The sequence below is a fragment of the Catellatospora vulcania genome, from assembly GCF_009720385.1.
Classification (GTDB): domain Bacteria; phylum Actinomycetota; class Actinomycetes; order Mycobacteriales; family Micromonosporaceae; genus Catellatospora; species Catellatospora vulcania.
In genome coordinates this window covers 341459-359719 of record NZ_WARX01000014.1, presented here as the reverse complement: position 1 = coordinate 359719, position 18261 = coordinate 341459, and the positions used below count along the sequence as shown (strand labels likewise).

19 protein-coding genes are annotated in these 18261 nt (G+C 72.5%); 6 read left to right on the top strand and 13 right to left on the bottom strand.

Going from position 1 to position 18261, the window contains the following annotated elements; all coding sequences use genetic code 11:
* Nucleotides 1-54 precede the first annotated feature (54 nt).
* The 3 genes from F6W97_RS31890 to mca form a co-directional block, all read right to left on the bottom strand.
* Nucleotides 55-2496, bottom strand: coding sequence for a putative bifunctional diguanylate cyclase/phosphodiesterase (locus F6W97_RS31890; RefSeq protein ID WP_230687139.1), 2442 nt, complete (start codon nucleotides 2494-2496; stop codon nucleotides 55-57).
* A gap of 224 nt (nucleotides 2497-2720) precedes the next feature.
* Nucleotides 2721-2942: a hypothetical protein gene (locus F6W97_RS31885; protein WP_155374249.1), complete on the bottom strand. Its 222-nt coding sequence runs from the start codon at nucleotides 2940-2942 to the stop codon at nucleotides 2721-2723.
* Between the two features lie 5 nt (nucleotides 2943-2947).
* On the bottom strand, nucleotides 2948-3838 hold the full coding sequence (gene mca / locus F6W97_RS31880; RefSeq protein WP_155374248.1) for a mycothiol conjugate amidase Mca: 891 nt from the start codon (nucleotides 3836-3838) through the stop codon (nucleotides 2948-2950).
* 79 nt (nucleotides 3839-3917) lie between these two features.
* Between mca and F6W97_RS31875 the strand changes: the two genes are divergently transcribed.
* Both F6W97_RS31875 and greA read left to right on the top strand, forming a co-directional pair.
* The gene (locus F6W97_RS31875; protein ID WP_155374247.1) at nucleotides 3918-4361 is read left to right on the top strand and encodes a DUF4307 domain-containing protein; all 444 of its coding nucleotides are present in this window, start codon (nucleotides 3918-3920) and stop codon (nucleotides 4359-4361) included.
* A gap of 121 nt (nucleotides 4362-4482) precedes the next feature.
* Nucleotides 4483-4971: a transcription elongation factor GreA gene (greA, locus tag F6W97_RS31870; protein WP_155374246.1), complete on the top strand. Its 489-nt coding sequence runs from the start codon at nucleotides 4483-4485 to the stop codon at nucleotides 4969-4971.
* Nucleotides 4972-5048: 77 nt separating this feature from the next.
* Here greA and ilvA read toward each other — a convergent pair whose 3' ends face one another.
* The 3 genes from ilvA to F6W97_RS31855 all read right to left on the bottom strand — a co-directional run bounded on the left by ilvA (nucleotide 5049) and on the right by F6W97_RS31855 (nucleotide 8508).
* Nucleotides 5049-6275: a threonine ammonia-lyase gene (ilvA, locus tag F6W97_RS31865; protein WP_155374245.1), complete on the bottom strand. Its 1227-nt coding sequence runs from the start codon at nucleotides 6273-6275 to the stop codon at nucleotides 5049-5051.
* Nucleotides 6272-7057, bottom strand: a complete 786-nt coding sequence (locus F6W97_RS31860; protein ID WP_155374244.1) for a DUF4328 domain-containing protein — start codon at nucleotides 7055-7057, stop codon at nucleotides 6272-6274. Before F6W97_RS31860 ends, ilvA begins: the two co-directional genes overlap by 4 nt.
* 77 nt (nucleotides 7058-7134) lie before the next feature.
* Nucleotides 7135-8508 (bottom strand): amidase, encoded by a 1374-nt coding sequence (locus tag F6W97_RS31855; protein WP_155374243.1) that lies wholly within the window; start codon nucleotides 8506-8508, stop codon nucleotides 7135-7137.
* Nucleotides 8509-8622: 114 nt separating this feature from the next.
* Here F6W97_RS31855 and F6W97_RS31850 point away from each other — a divergent pair, with 114 nt between their 5' ends.
* Complete coding sequence (locus F6W97_RS31850) at nucleotides 8623-9249, top strand: hypothetical protein (protein WP_155374242.1); 627 nt, start codon at nucleotides 8623-8625, stop codon at nucleotides 9247-9249.
* 101 nt (nucleotides 9250-9350) lie between these two features.
* Here F6W97_RS31850 and F6W97_RS31845 read toward each other — a convergent pair whose 3' ends face one another.
* Nucleotides 9351-10487: a cystathionine gamma-synthase gene (locus F6W97_RS31845; RefSeq protein ID WP_155374241.1), complete on the bottom strand. Its 1137-nt coding sequence runs from the start codon at nucleotides 10485-10487 to the stop codon at nucleotides 9351-9353.
* Nucleotides 10488-10517: 30 nt separating this feature from the next.
* Here F6W97_RS31845 and msrA point away from each other — a divergent pair, with 30 nt between their 5' ends.
* The gene (gene msrA / locus F6W97_RS31840) at nucleotides 10518-11174 is read left to right on the top strand and encodes a peptide-methionine (S)-S-oxide reductase MsrA (protein ID WP_155374240.1); all 657 of its coding nucleotides are present in this window, start codon (nucleotides 10518-10520) and stop codon (nucleotides 11172-11174) included.
* A gap of 71 nt (nucleotides 11175-11245) precedes the next feature.
* Here msrA and F6W97_RS31835 read toward each other — a convergent pair whose 3' ends face one another.
* From F6W97_RS31835 to F6W97_RS31815, 5 genes are all read right to left on the bottom strand, one after another.
* Entirely contained in the window at nucleotides 11246-11629 is a 384-nt protein-coding gene (locus F6W97_RS31835; protein ID WP_155374239.1) for a hypothetical protein, read from the bottom strand.
* Between the two features lie 92 nt (nucleotides 11630-11721).
* Nucleotides 11722-12264 (bottom strand): hypothetical protein, encoded by a 543-nt coding sequence (locus F6W97_RS31830; protein WP_155374238.1) that lies wholly within the window; start codon nucleotides 12262-12264, stop codon nucleotides 11722-11724.
* A gap of 111 nt (nucleotides 12265-12375) precedes the next feature.
* Complete coding sequence (locus F6W97_RS31825) at nucleotides 12376-13005, bottom strand: hypothetical protein (protein ID WP_155374237.1); 630 nt, start codon at nucleotides 13003-13005, stop codon at nucleotides 12376-12378.
* Between the two features lie 95 nt (nucleotides 13006-13100).
* Nucleotides 13101-13574, bottom strand: coding sequence for a hypothetical protein (locus tag F6W97_RS31820; protein WP_155374236.1), 474 nt, complete (start codon nucleotides 13572-13574; stop codon nucleotides 13101-13103).
* A 118-nt stretch (nucleotides 13575-13692) separates the two neighbouring features.
* A complete protein-coding gene (locus tag F6W97_RS31815) occupies nucleotides 13693-16053 on the bottom strand; it encodes a beta-xylosidase/alpha-l-arabinosidase (protein ID WP_155374235.1) in 2361 nt (786 codons plus the stop codon).
* 257 nt (nucleotides 16054-16310) lie between these two features.
* On the opposite strand from F6W97_RS31815, the gene F6W97_RS31810 reads away from it, so the two are divergent.
* Both F6W97_RS31810 and F6W97_RS31805 read left to right on the top strand, forming a co-directional pair.
* Nucleotides 16311-16619, top strand: a complete 309-nt coding sequence (locus F6W97_RS31810; protein ID WP_155374234.1) for a DUF952 domain-containing protein — start codon at nucleotides 16311-16313, stop codon at nucleotides 16617-16619.
* Nucleotides 16620-16693: 74 nt separating this feature from the next.
* The gene (locus F6W97_RS31805; RefSeq protein ID WP_155374233.1) at nucleotides 16694-17218 is read left to right on the top strand and encodes a GNAT family N-acetyltransferase; all 525 of its coding nucleotides are present in this window, start codon (nucleotides 16694-16696) and stop codon (nucleotides 17216-17218) included.
* 4 nt (nucleotides 17219-17222) lie between these two features.
* On the opposite strand, the gene F6W97_RS31800 is transcribed toward F6W97_RS31805, so the two are convergent.
* On the bottom strand, nucleotides 17223-18137 hold the full coding sequence (locus F6W97_RS31800) for a dioxygenase family protein (protein ID WP_155374232.1): 915 nt from the start codon (nucleotides 18135-18137) through the stop codon (nucleotides 17223-17225).
* Nucleotides 18138-18261 lie beyond the last annotated feature (124 nt).

The following is an 18261-nucleotide window of genomic DNA, read 5'->3' as shown; positions in this document are numbered from 1 at the left end:
GCGGCGCGCGGCGGCGCGCGGCGGGGCGAGACGCGGCGAGGCGGCGGGCGTGGGTCAGGCGGTGTGGGGGCGGGCGCGGAGCGGGCGGACGGGGCGGGCGGCCCGGCTCAGGGTGTGCAGGGCCTCGGTGATCTCGTCGGCGGGCAGCGGGTGGGAGAAGTAGAAGCCCTGGCCGGCGTCGCAGCCGAGGCGGCGCAGCGCGATCCGCTGGTCGGCGGTCTCCACGCCCTCGGCGACCACCCGCAGGCCGAGCTGGCGGCCCAGGTCGACGACCGCCTGCACGATGGCCGCGGCCTGCCGCGACTCGGCCATGCGCGCGACGAAGGTGCGGTCCACCTTCAGCTCGTCGACCGCGATCCGGGTGAGGAAGGTCAGCGACGAGAACCCGGTGCCGAAGTCGTCCACCGCGAACCGCACCCCGAGCCCGCGCAGCTCCCGCAGCACCTGGTCGGTGACGGGCAGCGGGCTGAGCACGACCGTCTCGGTGATCTCCAGAACCAGCTTGGCGGCCGGTATGCCGTGCCGGCGCAGCAGCTCGTCCACGTCCGCGGGCAGCTGCGGGTCCAGCAGGCTGCGCGGCGACAGGTTCACCGCGACGGGCACGTCGAGGCCCTGCGCGGTCCACTCGGCCGCCAGTGTGAGGGCCTGGTCGAGCACGTGCCTGGTGAACCGGCCGAGCAGGTCGCTGGCCTCGACGGCGCGCACGAAGTGCTTGGGCAGCAGCAGTCCGCGGCGCGGGTGGTGCCAGCGGATGAGCGCCTCCACCCCGGACGGCGCGCCGGTGTCCAGCTCGACCGCGGGCTGCATGACGAGGTGGAGCTGGTCGTCGGCGGCGAGCGCGGCGCGCAGCTCGGCGACCAGCGCGAGCCGGTCGGTGCTGGTCCGGTCGCGGTGCGGGTCGTACGCGGCGACCCGCGAACCGGACTCCTTCGCCTGGTACAGCGCGACGTCGGCGCGGCGCAGCAGCTCGGTGAGGTCGAACTCGCCCGCGGTCGCCACGGCCACGCCGACCGAGACCTCGGCCGACAGCGTCACCCCGGCGACCTCGGTGGGGCTGGCCAGCGCCGCGGTCAGCATGCGGGCCCGGCGCTGGGCGACCAGGTTGGCGGCGCTGAGCCGGTCGACCTCGTCGTGCTCGGCGGACAACCCGGGCAGGTCGGTGACCAGCAGCGCGAACTCGTCGCCGCCGAGGCGGGCCAGCAGCTCGCCGTCGCCGACGTCGGCGGACAGCCGCGACGCCGCGCTCTGCAGCAGCTCGTCCCCGGCGAGGTGGCCCAGGGTGTCGTTGACCTCTTTGAAGTGGTCCATGTCGAGCAGCAGCAGGGCGACCGGGATGCGGGCGTCGAGGCCGCGCAGCACGGCGTCGCCGCGGTCCATCAGCGCGTCGCGGTTGAGCAGCCGGGTCAGCGGGTCGTGATGGGACTCGTACATGGTGCGTTCGCGCAGCTCGCGTAGGGCGTTGTGGGTCGCGGCGTCGTGCAGCGCGGCGGCCAGGGCGTCGCCGAACACGGCCAGCCGGTGCTGGTCGTTCGGGCCCCAGGCGCGCTGGCGCAGCAGGCGCAGGGTGAGCACGCCCACCCGGCCGCCGGCCACCTCCAGCACCCGGGTCACCGAGGGCGCCCGCCCGGCGTCGGCCGGGAGCGCATCCGACACCGGCTCCACCAGGATCTCGTCCCCGGTACGCAGGCCGCTGCGGTATCTGGTCTGCGAGCCGAGCACGGTGAGCTCGACCGCCCGCACCGGGAACAGCGAACGCGCCGCCTGCAGGCCCTCCTGGGCCACGGCCAGCTCGTCCAGCCGGTGCAGTGAGCGGCTGGCCAGCGCGAACGCCCGCCAGGTGCGGCGCTCCTCGTCCTCGTGCACCCGGTGCACGTAGAGCTGGTGCAGCAGCCACAGCAGCGGCGGCAGCACCCAGAGCCAGCTGCTGCCCCACAGCCGCACCGCGACCAGGCCGAGCGCGACGTTGCCGACGATCATCACGGGGGTGCCGCGCAGCGCCTGCCAGACCACCCCGATCATGTTCTGCCCGTCGCGCACGGCCAGGTGCACCGCGAGCAGACCGGCGCTGCTGAGCAGGTAGACGAGGGCGGCCAGCACGACCACGGCGGCGGCCTGCGCGGACATCCCGGACGCGCCGGGCCCGGGGGCCATCGGCACCCCGCCGGCCCACACCACCAGCGCCGCGATGGCGGCGGAGACGGTCAGCGACGCGGCGGCCCGGACCGTCTCGATCGGGCTGGTGCGGTTGCCGGAGAACAGGGACAGCACCGGCTTGGCCAGCAGCACGCCGATGCCGGCCGCGGCGGGGATCCAGGACACCGGCACCAGGATGAAGCCGACGATCAGCGCGGCTTCGCCCCAGTCGACGTCGATGGTGGTGGAGCCGACCCGCATCCGCAGGCCGAACAGGTGAGCCGCCGTGATCAGGCAGATGAGCAGGCCGAACTGGCCGAGGTCACCCTCGCGGACCCCGAGGATCGCACCGATGCCCGCCACCAGCACAGCGGTGACGACGAGACAGGTTATGACAATGCGGACACGTGACGTCAACGAGGAGGCACCGGACCAGCGATAGAGTCCGTCCGCCGCGCGCGTGAGCCACCTGCCCATCCGTGCCCCCTGTCCGAGCGCACCTGAGGCGGAGACCCCGTCGCCTCCCTCTGAAGACGACACGCTCTCCGCCTGACGCGACAGGCCGTGTCCGATTCCCTCGGTCCGCCTCAGCGAGGGTCCGGCGTGACGGGCGAGTCCGTCCGCGCACCGTCACTCATGCTCGCCGAATCGAACGTCTCGGGCAACCGCCTGAGCCGCTGATTCATGTTGCGAATCAGGAAAACCGTTGCAGCGGCCAGGAGCAGGATCAGCAGCAGGGCCATCGGACCGGCGAGACCGTCGCCGGATCGGGTGTCGCCGAAGTTGTTGTCGGCCAGGATCTCCAGCATGTGCCTCACCTATCCGCTCCCGCCGGCGCGCGTACGCCGGCGAACAGGTCGTCCTCGGGGATCGCGGTCGCGACGGTCGACCTGACCAGCTGATAGTCCTCGGTCGGCCAGGCGGTGCGCTGCACGGTCAACGGCGCGCGGAACCAGGGCCCGTCCGGGTCGATCTGGGTCGCGTGTGCGCGCAGCGCGTCGTCGCGCAGCTCGAAGTACTCGCCGCAGGGCACCCGGGTGGTGATGCGCGGCGACTTGTCGCCCACCCAGTCGTCGTTGAGCCGCTCGCCGTAGGGCGACTCCAGGCCCGCCGCCTCCATGGCCTCGTGCAGCGCCGTGAACTTCAGCTTGGTGAAGCTGATGTGGTAGTAGAGCTTCGGCACGTCGAAGGCCGGGCCGAAGTCGGGGTGGCGCGCCGGGTCCGCGGCAGCCTCGACGGCGGCCATGGTGACCAGGTGGGTCTGGATGTGGTCGGGGTGCGGGTAGCCGCCGTCCTCGTCGTAGGTCAGCACGACCTGCGGCTGGAACTCGCGGATCAGCTTGGCCAGCGGCGCCGCCGCCTCCTCGACCGGCACCCGGGCGAAGCAGCCCTCGGGCAGGCCGGACGGGTCGTCGTGCGTGTAGCCCTCGACCCAGCCGGAGTCGACGAAGCCGAGCCAGGCCTGTTCCACGCCGAGGATGTCGCGGGCCGCGGCCATCTCCGCGCGGCGGATCTCGGCGATGTTCTCCCAGACGTCCGGACGGTCCAGTTTCGGGTTGAGCACGTCACCCCGCTCACCACCGGTACACGTGACGACCAGCACCTCCACACCCTCGCGGGCATACCGCGCCATCGTCGCGGCACCCTTGGACGACTCATCGTCCGGATGCGCGTGCACCGCCATCAGTCGCAGCCGCTGCGTCACCGTGCTCTCCCCACGTGCGAGAATCGACCCTGACAGTGTTCCTCACGCGTCTGACGCTTCACACGAAGGACCCCCACCGGTGACCGAGACCTCCACCGACACCGCCGCCGGCCCGGTGGCCGAGCGCGCGCCGTGGCCGGCCGGGCGTTACGGCCGCCGCCGTGAGCAGCGCCGCGCCTCCCGCTCGACCGTGGCCGTGCTGGCCCTGTTGACCGCATTGGCGACGACCCTCATCGGGGTACGCCTGTATGCGGCGTACGGTGACGGAGACTACACAGCTTCGGTGACCGCGTTCGACGACGTCACTGAAGCGCAGGTGGCCGTGACGTTCCTGGTCCGGCTGCCCGCCGACGGGACCGCGGTATGCCTCGTCCGCGCCCGGGACAAAACCGGCATGGAGGTCGGGCGGGAGGAGGTCACCGTGCAGCCGGGTCCGGATCCGGAGCGCACGGTGGTGACCCACCGCCTGGTGACGACGGGACGCCCGGTGACCGGCGAGGTTAAGGGCTGCCACCCAGCGTGAGTCGCTGGTAGGTTGGTAACTTCGCCCATCGCGCTCAACGGGGCAGGTACCTCTGCCACGCGCGGCCGGCGAAGCACCGTCGCAACGTTCCCAGAACCCGTAAGACCTGAGGAGAACGCCCGTGTCCACGACTGATGCCACCTGGCTGTCCCAGGACGCGTACGACAGGCTCCAGTCCGAGCTGAACGACCTCATCGCCGGCCGGCCCGCGATGGCCGCGGAGATCAACGCCCGCCGCGAGGAGGGCGATCTCCGCGAGAACGGCGGTTACCACGCCGCCCGCGAAGAGCAGGGCAAGGCCGAGGGCCGCATCCGCCAGCTCCAGGAGCTGCTGCGGGTCGCCCACGTCGGCGAGGCTCCCAGCGGTGACAGCGTCTCCGTCGGCAACGTCGTCGTCATCTACTTCGACGACGACACCTCCGACACCGAGACCTTCCTGCTGGGCTCGCGCGAGATCGCGGCGACCACGGACCTCACCGTGTACTCCCCCGAGTCGGCCCTCGGCCAGGCCATCCTCGGCGCCCGCAAGGGCCAGACGGTCACCTACGTCGCCCCCAGCGGCGTGGACATCAAGGTCACCGTCGTCTCCTTCGAGGCCTTCAGCGGCTGACCCGCCCGCAGACGTGCACAGGGCCGGCACCGCCCACGCGGTGCCGGCCCTGACGTTTGCGCCGGCACGGGTTCCGGTCAGCTGAAGGGGGTGTCGACGTCCACCTCGTAGCCGGCGGCGCGCAGGGCGGTGACCAGCTGGTCGGAGTGCTCGGCGCCGCGGGTTTCCACGGAGAGCTCGACTTCGACCTCGCCCAGGTGCAGCCGGGGGTCGTGGCGCTGGTGGGCCACGTCGAGCACGTTGGCGCGTTTCTCGGCGATCAGGGTGAGCAGGGCGGCGAGCTGGCCGGGGCGGTCCGCGCAGCGTACGTTGACGTGCAGGTAGCGGCCGGCGGCGCTGAGGCCGTGCTCGATGACGCGCAGCATCAGCAGCGGGTCGATGTTGCCGCCCGACACCACCGCCACGACCGGGGTGCGCACCTGCACGTGGCCCGCGAGCAGGGCGGCCACCCCTACCGAGCCGGCCGGCTCGGCGACCATCTTGCCGCGCTCCAGCAGCATCAGCAGCGCCCGGGAGATCTCCTCGTCGGTGACCGTGACGACCTCGTCGACGAGCTTGCTGATGTGCGCGAAGGTCAGGTCCCCGCAGCGGCCGACCGCGATGCCGTCGGCGATGGTGGCGATGCTGGGCAGGCGCACCGGCCGCCCGGCCCGCAGCGCGGGCGGCACCGCGGCCGCGCCGGCCGCCTGCACTCCGATGATCGTGATATCCGGGCGCAGCGCCTTCGCGGCGACCGCGAGGCCGGAGATCAGGCCGCCCCCGCCGATGCCGGTGATGATCGTCTGCACGTCCGGGCGCTGTTCCAGGATCTCCAGGGCGACCGTGCCCTGCCCGGCGATCACGTCCGGGTGGTCGAACGGGTGGATGAAGACCGCGCCGGTGCGCTCGGCGAACTCCTGCGCCGCGACCAGCGCCTCGTCGACGGTGTTGCCGGCGAACTCGACCCGCGCGCCGTACCCCTTGGTCGCCGCGACCTTCGGCAGCGGCGCGCCCAGCGGCATGAACACGGTGGCCTTGGTCTTGCACAGGCCGGCCGCGAGCGCGACGCCCTGCGCGTGGTTGCCGGCGCTCGCCGCGACCACGCCCCGGGCCCGCTCCTGTTCGCTGAGCCGCGAGATCCGCACGTAGGCTCCGCGCACCTTGTAGGAGCCTGCACGCTGGAGGTTCTCGCACTTCAGCCAGGTCGGCCCGCCGAGTTTCGCCGACAGCGGCCGGCACGGCTCGATCGGCGTGATGCGTACGACGGACCGCAGGCGCTCGCGCGCCGCCTCGATGTCGGCCAGGCTGACCAGCTCAGGTGTCACATGCTGATCGTGCCACCAGCCGCGCCGGGCGTCACCGCGGGGACGTGGGCGGCCCGGCCGCGCTCGATGCGCGACGTCTGCGCCCGGCTCGTCGTGGAGATCAGGATGATCAGGCAGGCCCCGGACACCGCGGTGACGGCCGCCCCCACCAGCTCGCCCGTCGCCGCGCGGTCGAAGTACTGCAGCAGTTCGTCGGCGGTGGCGTTCGCGGAGGGTTCCAGTGCGCCGAACACCCGGCCCAGGCAGTAGCTGCCGAGCCAGCCGGCCCACCAGGCGCCGGCGACCGCTTTGACCCAGTTGCGGTGCACGCTCTGGGTGGACACCTGGTACACCATGCGATAGGGGATGAAGAAGTTTGCGAACGGGACGAACCAGCCGCCGATGGCCCAGCCGGGTCCGTGGTCGGCCTCCGCACCGGGGAACGCGTCCAAGTTCCTGCGCGCCCGCCACAGCCAGATGATCACGAAGACGCCGGCCGCGATCAGCACGGCCACGTCGACCGAGAGTGCGATGAGCTCGATGCGCTCCGCACCCGCCAGCAGCGTCGCGTCACCGGCGTCGACGGCCGCCCGCACCCGGTCGCGGACCAGCAGCGACGACAGTGCCGACAGCACGGTGACCAGCACCGACACGGCGACGCCGAGGCACGCCGCCACGCCGATCCCGCGCACCGCGTACAGCTTCGCGTCGGGCCAGATCAGCGGGGCCTGCCGGTCGGCGTGACAGTGCTGGCAGAGGATCAGGCTCGGATCGGTCTCGCCGTGACAATGGGCGCAGCGCATGGTGATCTCCAGGTCGGGGAACCCGGAGCCTAGGTGACCGACGGGCTGCGCGCTGTCCCGTCCGATGCGGACGCCGCTCAGTTCGGACGCGGGAACCCCGGGGCCTGCCGGCGCCACGGGGCTGCCAGCTCTATCTGGCCGGCCACCGCCAGCAGCAGCAGTTCCGTGCCGGGCGGGCCGATCAGCTGCACCGCGGCGGGCAGGCCGTCCGGGCGTACGCCGACCGGCAGGGTCATCGCCGGGAAGCCGGTGATGTTCCACGGCGCGGCGAACGGCGCGTTGCGCACGTTGGCCACCACGTTGGTCAGCCAGCCGCGACGGTGCCAGTCGCGCGCCTTCAGCGGCGGCCCGGCCAGCACCGGAGTGAGCAGCAGGTCCACTCCGTTCGCGACGAAGAAGTTCAGGCAGGCGTCCCGGAACTGCTTGCGGTCCTGCTCGCGCACCAGGCCGCGCCGCCACGCCCAGCCACCCATCGCGACGTGCCGCCGGGTGCGCTTCTGCAGCTTCGAGCGGTCCAGGCCGGCCGCCTCGACATCGCGGTACGCCGCGGCGAACCAGGTCGCCAGGCCGCGCAGCCCCAGCGAGGTCGAGTACGCCGGGTCGGCGGTCAGCGTGTCGTGGCCGCACTCGGCCAGCAGGCGGGTGGCGGTGCTCACCGCGCCCCGGTTCGCCTCGTCGGCGCTCGCCCCGGCCACCGGCGACTTCAGCGACACCGCGATGCGCAGCCGACCCGGCTGGCTCAGCGGCTGCGGCGCGCGACCGGCCAGCACCGCGAAACCCAGCGCCGCGTCGGCGACCGTGGTGGCCAGCATGCCGTGCTCGACCAGGCCGAACCAGTCGTCGGCGCCCAGGTTCACCGGCAGCACGCCCCGGCCCGGCTTGAGCCCGATCAGGCCGCAGCAGGCCGCCGGGATGCGGATGGAGCCGAGCCCGTCGTTGGCGTGGGCGATCGGCACCAGGCCCGCCGAGACCGCCGCGGCCGAGCCGCCGGAGGAGCCGCCCGGGGTGCGGTCCAGCGCCCACGGGTTGCGGGTCACCGCGCTGTCGTCGTCGGTCACCCCCCACAGCCCCAGCTCGGGCATCCGGGTGGTGCCGAGCACCACCGCCCCCGCGCCACGCAGCCTGCGTACCAGCTCGTGGTCCTCCTCGGCGACGGCCTGGCGCGCGCCCGCGGACCCGTGCCACGTCGGCAGCCCGGCGACCGGGGTGTTCTCCTTGACCGCGATCGGCACCCCGGCCAGATGCAGGTTGCCCATCTCGCTCTGGTCGTCGACCTTCTCCGCCTCGGCGGCCGCCTCCCCGGCCCGCACCGTGCGAAACGCCGCCACCACCGGGTCGGTCCGGGTCACGTAGTCGAGGTGATCGGCCACGACCTGCGTCGCCGACGTGTCACCGCGCCGCACGGCTCGCGCGATCTGCTTGGCGGTGGCGCCGACCCAGGTGTCCGCCATCTCATTCCTCCACCACGTCGTGAGCCAGAACCGGTGCTCCAGTATGGAGTGCCGTGACGCGACGTGAGCAACTGGAGCCTTGCCGCGACGAAATTCATTGGCGATGCTGGGCCCATGCAGCCGGAACCGCAGCGTCGGGATTGGACCGTGCCCGTGGTCGTCGGCGTGGTGGTGCTCGTCGTCGCGCTGGTGGTCTGCCTCGGTGGAGCCGCCGCGGCCTACCTGCTGACCCGGACCGACCCGGTCGCGGCGCCCTCGGCATCGCCCTCGCCGACGCCGAGTCCCGTCGCCGTGCTGCCGTCACCGGCGCCCGCCTCCCCGGCGCGATGCCTGATAGGACAGTGGCGCGAGACGTCGTACACCGCCAGCGCCGACATCTTCGGGGTGAACGTGCAGCTGACCGGGGCCGGCACGCTGCTGGACTACCGCGCGAACGGCACTCTCGTCACCGTGGACAAGGTCACCCGCAAGGGCACGCGCAACGGCGACCGGTACGAGGTGATCCACAGCGGCTCGTCGCGCCTCAACTACGAGGCCGACGAAGAGCTGATCAATTACAGCAACGCGGTGACCACCGGCACCTCCACGTGGAAGATCAACGGCAGCGTCCGCGAGCGCCAGAAGATGACCACCAGCATCACCCCTGACCGGTACACCTGCAGAGGCGACAGACTTCGCCTCTACGGCGACGGCTACTCCATCGAGGCCGAGCGCATCCTCCCGCCCGGCCGCCCCGTCTGACGTTCCCGCGACGCCAAACGAAGATCGCCGTTTCGGGTCGGAAACTGCGGTTCTACCCGAGTTTCTGAACCGAAACGGCGATCTTGACTGCCGCGCTGCGCTCAGCCGAGCGCGGTGGCCAGGTCGGCGAGGAGGTCGTCGATGGTCTCGATGCCAACGGAGAGGCGGATGAGGTCGGCGGGGACCTCCAGCTCGGAGCCGGCGACGCTGGCGTGCGTCATCTTCCCGGGGTGCTCGATCAGGGACTCGATCCCGCCCAGCGACTCGGCCAGGGTGAACACCTTCGTGGTGTTGCACACCCGCTCGGCGGCCTCGGGGTCGCCCATCCGGAAGCTGATCATGCCGCCGTACCGGCGCATCTGCTTGGTGGCCAGCTCGTGGCCCGGGTGCTCGGGCAGGCCCGGGTAGAGCACCTGCTTCACCTTCGGGTGCCGGGTCAGGAACTCGGCCACCTTCTCGGCGTTGTCGCAGTGCCGCTCCATGCGCACCGCCAGGGTCTTCACCCCGCGCAGCGTCAGCCAGGCGTCGAACGGGCCGTTCACCGCGCCCATCGCGTTCTGGTGGAACTTCAGCGCGTCGGCCAGCGCCAGGTCGTTGAGCACCAGCGCGCCGCCGACCACGTCGGAGTGCCCGCCGACGTACTTCGTGGTCGAGTGGACCACCACGTCCGCGCCCAGCGCCAGCGGCTGCTGCAGGTAGGGACTGGCGAAGGTGTTGTCGACCACCAGCAGCGCGTGCGCGTCGCGGGACACCGCGGCCAGGCCGGCGATGTCGGCGATGCCGAGCAGCGGGTTCGTCGGCGTCTCGACCCAGACCATCTTCGTGTTCGGCGTGATCTTGGCCCGTACGTCGTCGACGTCGGAGATGCGGGCCGCCGTCCAGGACAGGCCCCAGCGCTCGGCCACCTTCGCGAACAGCCGGAACGTGCCGCCGTACGCGTCATCGGGAATGATCACGTGATCGCCGGGCTTGCACACGGTGCGGATGAGCGTGTCCTCGGCGGCCAGTCCGCTGGCGAACGCGAGCCCGCGCGAGCCGCCCTCCAGCGCCGCCAGGCACTCCTGCAGGGCGTCCCGGGTCGGGTTGCCGGAGCGGGAGTACTCATAGCCCAGCCGCGGCGAGCCGACCGCGTCCTGCTTGTAGGTCGACGTCTGGAAGATCGGCGGGATCACCGCACCGGTGCGCTCGTCCGGTTCCTGGCCTGCATGGATGGCGAGCGTTTCAAACCCGTAAGACATTCCACCAGCGTAGAGGAGGACACTGGAGACATGTTCCTTCGCCACAAGAAGCTCGACGTCGTCAACGCCAGCGAGGCCCTGCCCGGCCGGGACACCCCGATCGAGGCGCCGGCCGAGCACTACGTCCTCGGCACCCCGCTGACCGGCCCCTGGCCGGACGGTATGCAGGTCGCGGTCGTGGCCATGGGCTGCTTCTGGGGCGCCGAGCGCCTCTTCTGGAAGCTGGACGGCGTCTACTCGACCTCGGTCGGATACGCCGGGGGCATCACGCCGAACCCGACCTACCAGGAGGTCTGCTCCGGCTACACCGGGCACACCGAGGCCGTGGAGATCGTCTTCAACCCCGAGGTCACCTCGTACGCCGACATCCTGCGGGTGTTCTGGGAGAACCACGACCCGACCCAGGGCATGCGCCAGGGCAACGACGTCGGCACCCAGTACCGGTCGGCGATCTACGCCACCACGCCGGAACAGCTCAAGGAGGCCGAAGCCTCGCGCGACGCGTTCCAGCCGGTGGTGACCGCCGAGGGCTACGGCCAGATCACCACCGAGATCGCGACGCTCAAGGACTACTACTACGCCGAGGACTACCACCAGCAGTACCTGGCGAAGAACCCCGACGGGTACTGCGGCATCGGCCCGAACGGCATGAGCTGCCCGATCGGCGTCGCCCGGTCCGACGCCTAGGGTCCGACCCGATCAAGCGCCGCCGTCGTGTCCCTCCGGGCACGGCGGCGGCGCCGTCTCGACCGCCGGCGCTACTGGCTCACGGTGTCGCACTCGGCCATCCGCTCGTGGCCCTGCACCGCGTCCTTGACCTCCCCGCCGACCGAGATCTGGCAACTGACCTTGATCTGGATGGTCAGCTGCCCGACCTTCGCCGTGTTCGGCACCGGCATCACCTTCAGGGTCAGCTTGACGCCCTCGTCCACGGAGACCGTCTTGCGCCACGGGAACGTCACCGACTCGGTGACGGTCTCCCCGGAGCCGTCGACATAGGTGACCGTGCCCGCACCCTTGCCGCCCTCCCCCGCCCCTACGGCGTAGTAGTCGACATCATGGGAAGCGCCGCAACCGGACAGCAGTCCGGCCGCGGCGACCGCGGGCAGGCAGAACTTGGAAACGATCTTCGTCAGGCGCATGGCAGCAGAGGCTAGTGCGCTCCGCGCCGGCTCACCTGCCGCCGACCGGCCCGTCTCGCACCGCCGGTCGGCCAGCGGGAGATCCCGGATCGTCAGACGGGGGCGCCGGTCGGGCCGGTGGTCGCGCCGTCGACGAACCTGCTGCCGGCATAGTGGTTGAGCGCCCCGGCCACCTCGGCGTTGGTGGCGCGCAGCGACTTGAGCGACACGAGGATCACCGACGGACGCCCGTCGACGGTGTTGCGGTAGTCCGTGGACACGCCCAGGTCGACACCGGCGGCGGGCACCAGGACCAGCCGGGCGGTGGCCTCGGTGCGGCCCCCGACCTCCTCGGTGTACGGCTCCAGGATCACCGCGTCCACCGCCGACCACGGCAGCGTGCGCTTGATGCCCGCCGTGCGCAGGGACAGCCCGGCCCCGTCGAGCGTCACCGGCGCGGGCCGGAAGGCGGAGACCAGCACGGCGACCGGGATGAGCGCCGAGAGCAGTCCGAGGCCGAACAGCGCGCCCGCGCCCAGCGGGATGAACAGGAACCGCAGCTCCCAGCCGTTCATCGAGCCCCAGATGAGGAAGAGGCCACCGAGCAGGAAAAAGGCCAGGCCGAGATACGGCGGACGGGCGCGGTGCAGCACCATGACGGTCTCCCCAGGACTTGGTCGTTGATCGCGCCAGAACGTAGCAGCCGCCCGGATCGGGGGCAACGGCGATACGCGGTGGCCGCCCCGTGACGGCCACCGCATATCGAGTCACTCGTAGCAGTCCTGGCCGGCCAGTTGGAGCGACAGCTGGACGACCTTTCCGGAGCCGGTCTCGATCCGGTACACGGCCTCGGCGTTGCCCGGCACCGTGACGTATCCACGGCCCTCGGCCTCGCCGCCGACGGCCTCCCAGGACGGGTACGTCCGGCGCAGTTCGGCGAGGGTGCTGCCCACGGTGATCCCCTCGGGCGTCTTGATGCCCGGGTAGGCGTAGACGGCGGCCAGGCCGAGCTTCGCGGAGAAGAACAACCGGCCCGCGATGTCGTCCTCACCCGTGGCCGGCGATCCCTTCAGGTGGGCGTATCTCCAGCAGCCGTCCTGCCGGCCGGCGAGCGGTGTGATCAGCTTGGTGGCCGCGGCCTGGGCCGGTGTCATGCCGAGCCGCAGCGCGCCGTATCCGGTGGGCCCGAGCACGAGTGCGCCGGCGGGCGGCGAGGGTGCCGGCGACGTGGCCGGCGCGGGGGTGGTGGCCGGCGCGGACGCGGCAGGCGTGGCCGCGGCGGACCTGGCGGCCGGGGGCGTCGCCGGGGGTGTGGTGGTGCCGCAGGCGCCGAGCAGGACGGCCGAGAGGGCCGCGACGGCGAGTGCGCCGGCGGGTCGCGAGAGGTGCGTCGACATGTGTGTCTCCCCGTGTCGGTTCAGGACGGCTGTCCTGGACTGCCCCCTACACGTTCTCCGGTGACGCTCGGTTGCACCGGAATTTCGGCACGTGTTCAGCAGTCCCGTTCGCACCGGGCGTACGCGGTCCAGCTGTTGCCGACCGCGCCGGCATAGATGACGACCAGGCAGGTAACTCCGTCCTGGTCGAGCGCGCTCAGTTCGAGGTAGGTCTCCACGTCCTGCTCGCCGAGTTGCCGGAAGGTCAGCCGGACGACCGTCTGCGGGCCGTCGGGCGCGGTGGCCGGAGCCGCGATCTGCCAGGTCCCCGCGCCGTCGATGCGCTCGTCGGGGGCGAAACCGCCGCGGTGCGCCTCGTGCAGCGCGCCGTACGGCAGCCGGGTGGCGGTGAACGCGCCGTCCTCGCCGAACACGATCTCCCGGTCACCGTCGCGCCAGGTGCCGACGATGTCCGCCGGACGCGGCTCGACCGGGTCGCTGTAGTTGGCGAAGATCTCGCCCAGCGTGCAGCCTCCCGCCAGCACCAGCGCGAGGACCAGCGCCGTCCTGCGTCTTCCCGTTCCGCCCATGGCCGTCCCCGTCCGCGTGGCCCGATGGTGCACACCGACCGGTGTACTACCGGCGGCCGGCGGACGCCACCTGATGGAGACGCACGGTGGCGGAGTGGTGTGTGGACGGTGAAGACGTTCAGACCGCCACGTCGGCGAGGGTCACCTCGGAGGTCATCTTGCGCAGGTGGCCGACGACGCGCTCGGGGCCCTCCAGGCGGACCCGCACGGTGTGCCGGATGTCGGCGCTGGACGCGCCGAGCCGCAGCTCCAGGTCGCCCGGCTCGACGATGCGCCGCCCGTCGCGCCCGGTGTAGGCGGCCAGGTCGGCGGGCACGGTGAACTCCACCCGCCGCGCCGCGCCCGGCTCCAGCGCCACCCGGGCGTACCCGATCAGCCGCTGCACCGGCCGGGTGACCTGGGCGACCGGGTCATGCAGGTAGAGCTGCACGACCTCGGCGCCGGCCCGCTCGCCGGTGTTGCGCACGGTCAGCGCCACCCGCGCCGCCCCGTCGGTCGGGCAGACCGGCGCGGTGGCGTCGGCGGACACGGCCCAGTCGAAGCTCGTGTACGACAGCCCGTGGCCGAACGGGAACAGCGGCGTCGGGTCGACGGTGCTGACCTCGGTGGCGTGGCCGAGCGGCGGCGCGAGGTAGCTCGCGGGCTGCCCGCCCGGGTGCCGCGGCACGCCGACCGGCAGCCGCCCCGACGGGTTGACCCGCCCGGCCAGCACCCCGGCGACCGCGGGGCCGCCCTCCTGGCCGGGGAAGAACGCCTGGACGACGGCGGCCAGCCGGTCCGCCCACTCGCCCAGCGCGTACGGGCGGCCGGACAGCAGCACGGCGACGACCGGCCGTCCGGTGTCCAGCAGCGCGCCCAGCAGCCGTTCCTGCACGCCGGGCAGCCGCAGCTCGGGGACGTCGCAGCCCTCGCCGGAGGTGCCCTTGCCGAACAGCCCGGCCCGGTCGCCGAGCACCACGACGCAGACGTCGGCCTGCTCGGCGAGCGCGACGGCGACCGCCACGCCCGCGGTGTCCGTGCCGTCGACGGCGCAGCCCGCGACGTGGGTCAGCGTCGCCTTGGGCAGTTCGGCGCGCAGGGAGTCGAGCACCGTGGGGATGGACACGCCGAGCGGCAGGCCCGGGTGGTGCAGCCCGACGTGGCGCGGGAAGGTGTAGCAGCCCAACATGCCGTCGGCGTCGTCGGCCAGCGGGCCGACCACGGCGATCGAGGCTGCGGGCGGCAGCGGCAGCACCCCGTCGTTGGCCAGCAGCGTCACCGACTGCTCGGCGAGCTGCCGGGCCAGGTCCCGGGTCGCGGGCGGGTCGAGGTCGACAGCGTCAGCGCGTGACGGCGTCCAGCCCGGGTCGAGCAGGCCGAGCTCGCACTTCTGCCGCAGCACGCGGCGCACCGCCCGGTCGACCAGCGTCATCGAGACGGTGCCGTCCTGCACGGCGTCGGCCAGCGGCCGCCCGTAGCAGCGCACGATCGGCAGCTCGACGTCGACACCGGCGGCCAGGGCCAGCCCGGCGGCGGCGGTGAGGTCGCCCGCGACGCCGTGCAGCGAGTGCAGGAAGGTGATGCCGAAGTAGTCGGCGACCACGGTGCCGTCGAAGCCCCAGGCGCCGCGCAGCAGGTCGGTGAGCAGCCTGCGGTCCGCGGCGGCGGGCACGCCGTCGATCTCGGCGTACGAGTGCATGACCGAGCGGGCTCCGCCGTCGCGCAGCGCCATCTCGAACGGCGGCAGCATCACGTCGGCCAGCTCGCGCGGTCCCATCGCGACGGGGCCGAAGTTGCGCCCGGCCCGCGAGGCGGAGTAGCCCGCGAAGTGCTTGAGCGTGGCCACGATCCCGGCCGACTGCAGACCCCGGACGTACGCGGTGCCGACCGTGGCGACCAGGTACGGGTCCTCGCCGATGGTCTCCTCGGTGCGCCCCCACCGGGCGTCGCGGGACACGTCGAGCACCGGCGCGAGTCCCTGGTGCACGCCGACGGCGCGCATACCCTGCCCGATCGCGGCGGCCACCTGCTCGACCAAATCGGGGTCGAAGGCGGCGCCCCAGGCGAGCGCGGTCGGGAAGATGGTGGCGCCGTGCGTGGTGAACCCGGTCAGGCACTCCTCGTGCACCAGCGCCGGGATGCCGAACCGTCCGGATGCGACGATCGCCTCCTGCAGCCCGGCCAGCCGGGCCATGCCCTCGGCGGGGGTCACCGGCGCGGTGCCGAACGGGCGGGTCAGCTGCCCGAGCCCGGTGGCGATCAGGGTCTGCCAGTCGAACCCGTCGTCGACCATGTCCTGCTGGTAGGGGGCCACGTCGTCGCCGTCGGAGCCCGCGCCGGGCCACACGCTGTAGAGCTGGGCGATCTTCTCGGTCGGGGTCATCCGCCGGATCAGGTCGTCGACCCGCCGCTCGACCGGCAGCGCCGGGTCCCGCCAGGGCTGATCGCCGGGTGCCAGGTCGGTCACGGCCGCGGTGGCGGCGTCCTTGTGGGTCGACATCGCCCTGCCTGTCTTCCACCCGGAATGACTGCGCTTCCGGTAGTTTCCGGTATTTGCGCCTCGCCACTGAGGCATCAGCCATCGCACCCTAGCACCCTGATCCTGCTTCCAGACAAGGGTTGTCGGCCACTTTGTCACGTACACTGTCGCATTCGGAGGCCGGTCCCAGGTTCCGAAACTTTCGTAGTCGGGCCGTCGACTTCCGGAATCTGCGCCGAGGGGCCGCGGGTGGCGGTGCGGCGGGTTAGGGTCGGGCGGTGATCTACCACATCGCACTACCCGAGGACTGGGCCGCCGCACAGCACGCGGGTGAGTACACCGTCTCCACCCGGGGTGTCACCCTCGCCGAGGAGGGCTACATCCACGGCGGGCAGGACCTCGCCCAGGTCGAAGCGGTCCGGGCGCGGATCTACGCCGACCTCGACGACCTGCGGCTGCTCGTGATCGACGAGAGCCGGCTGGACTCGCCGGTGCGCCTGGAGAGCCCGCCCGGAACCGACGAGCTGTATCCGCACGTCTACGGACCGATCCCGGTCGACGCGGTCATCGAGGTCCGCACGCTCTGACGGGGTGACCGACGTGATCAAGGCAACGCCACCGGCCCCGGTCGAAGCCCTGGTCGGGCGGTAGCGTGCCGGGCATGACGCTGACGATCCGCCGCGGCGGCACGCCAGAGGACGTGGCCGCGATCGGCGAGCTGCACGCGCTGAGCCGCCGGTCGGCATACCGGGAGCTGCTCACCCCCCGGCAGCTCGCCGAGATCACCGTCACCGAACAGCAGGACAAGTGGGCGCGGCGGTGGGCCGTCGAGGCCGGCACGCACCGCCTGCACCTCGCCGAACGCGGCGGCGCGGTGATCGGCTTCTGCTACCTGGGCCCCGCCGGGCCCGAGGAACAGGCCGCGGCGGGCACCGGCGTCCTGAACGCCATCCACGTCCACCCGGACGCGATCGGCTCCGGCGCGGGGCTGGCGCTGATGCACACCTGCCTGGCCGAGTTCGCCGCCCTGGGCCACCACCGGGCATTGCTGTACGTCGTCAGCGACAACACCCGGGCGCGGCGCTTCTACGAGCGGGGCGGCTGGGCTCCCGACGGCGTCACCCGCACCACCCCGATCGGCCCGGCGCTCGTGCCGGTCGTGCGGTACGCCCGCCCGATCCCCTGACCGGTCAGCTGCCGTCGGAGTCCGAGTCGGCGGCCAGCACCAGCACCGCGAGGTAGCCGTCGCCGTCCTGGGTGACCTTCATCAGCATGGTGTTCCGGAAGATGCCGTCACCGTCGTTGAACGTGTCCCGCCCGGTGCGCGAGGCGTACGGCGCCGCCGCGAACACCTTCGTGTTGAGCGCCTCGTCGAACATCAGCTGGGTGGTCAGCACCCGGTTGTCGCCGGCGTGCACCATCGCGTGGATGTGCACGGTGCGGCCGCGATACCAGCCGGGCCAGATCGTGGTGAAGTCGACGATGCCGTCGACGTTGGTGACCTGCGCGCCACGCAGGTAGCGCTTGTCGTCCACCGGCTTCAGGTCGGCCATGCCGTCGCCGCCGCCAGGCGGGTTGCCACCGGGCGCGCCGCTGGGCGCGGTGCCGCCAGGCATCCCGCTGGGCGCGGTGCCACCGGGGCCGCCGCCGGGTGCCCCACTGGGCGGGGTGCCGCCCCCACCGGGCCGGCCCCCGCCGCCCGAGGACAGCGACTCCGCGCCGGAGTACAGGCCCGCCGCGTCGCAGTGCCAGATCTCCACGACCGCGTTGGACAGCGGCTTGCACTGCTCGCTGTCCTGGACCTTCAGCACGACCCGCAGCCGGGTGCCCGCCCGGTCCTCGCGGATGTCACTGCGGATCTTGTCCGCGTCGAAGTAGTACGGCCCCTGCGTGGTCGACGGCGACAGCTTGCACGTGTTGGCGTCCGCGAACAGGCCGGTCAGGTCCGCCGACGTGGTCGCGGCCGGCGACACCGCCTCCCCGCTGGTCGTCGTGGCGGGCGTGCCGTCGCCGCACGCGGCGAGCAGGCTGCCCAGCCCGATCGAGCTGATCCCCGCGAAGATCGACCGGCGGCTCACCCGCTGGCCCTCGTGGTCGTGTCCCATCGCCTCGTCCCCCTGCTCCTTCGTGGCCCTGTGCCGGCGACGTTAGGCAGCCGACGTCGGCGTTTCCTCGGCCCTTGCTGGAAGAACGCTGGGCGTGTCCGGCGCGGTACCCTCCCCCGGTGAA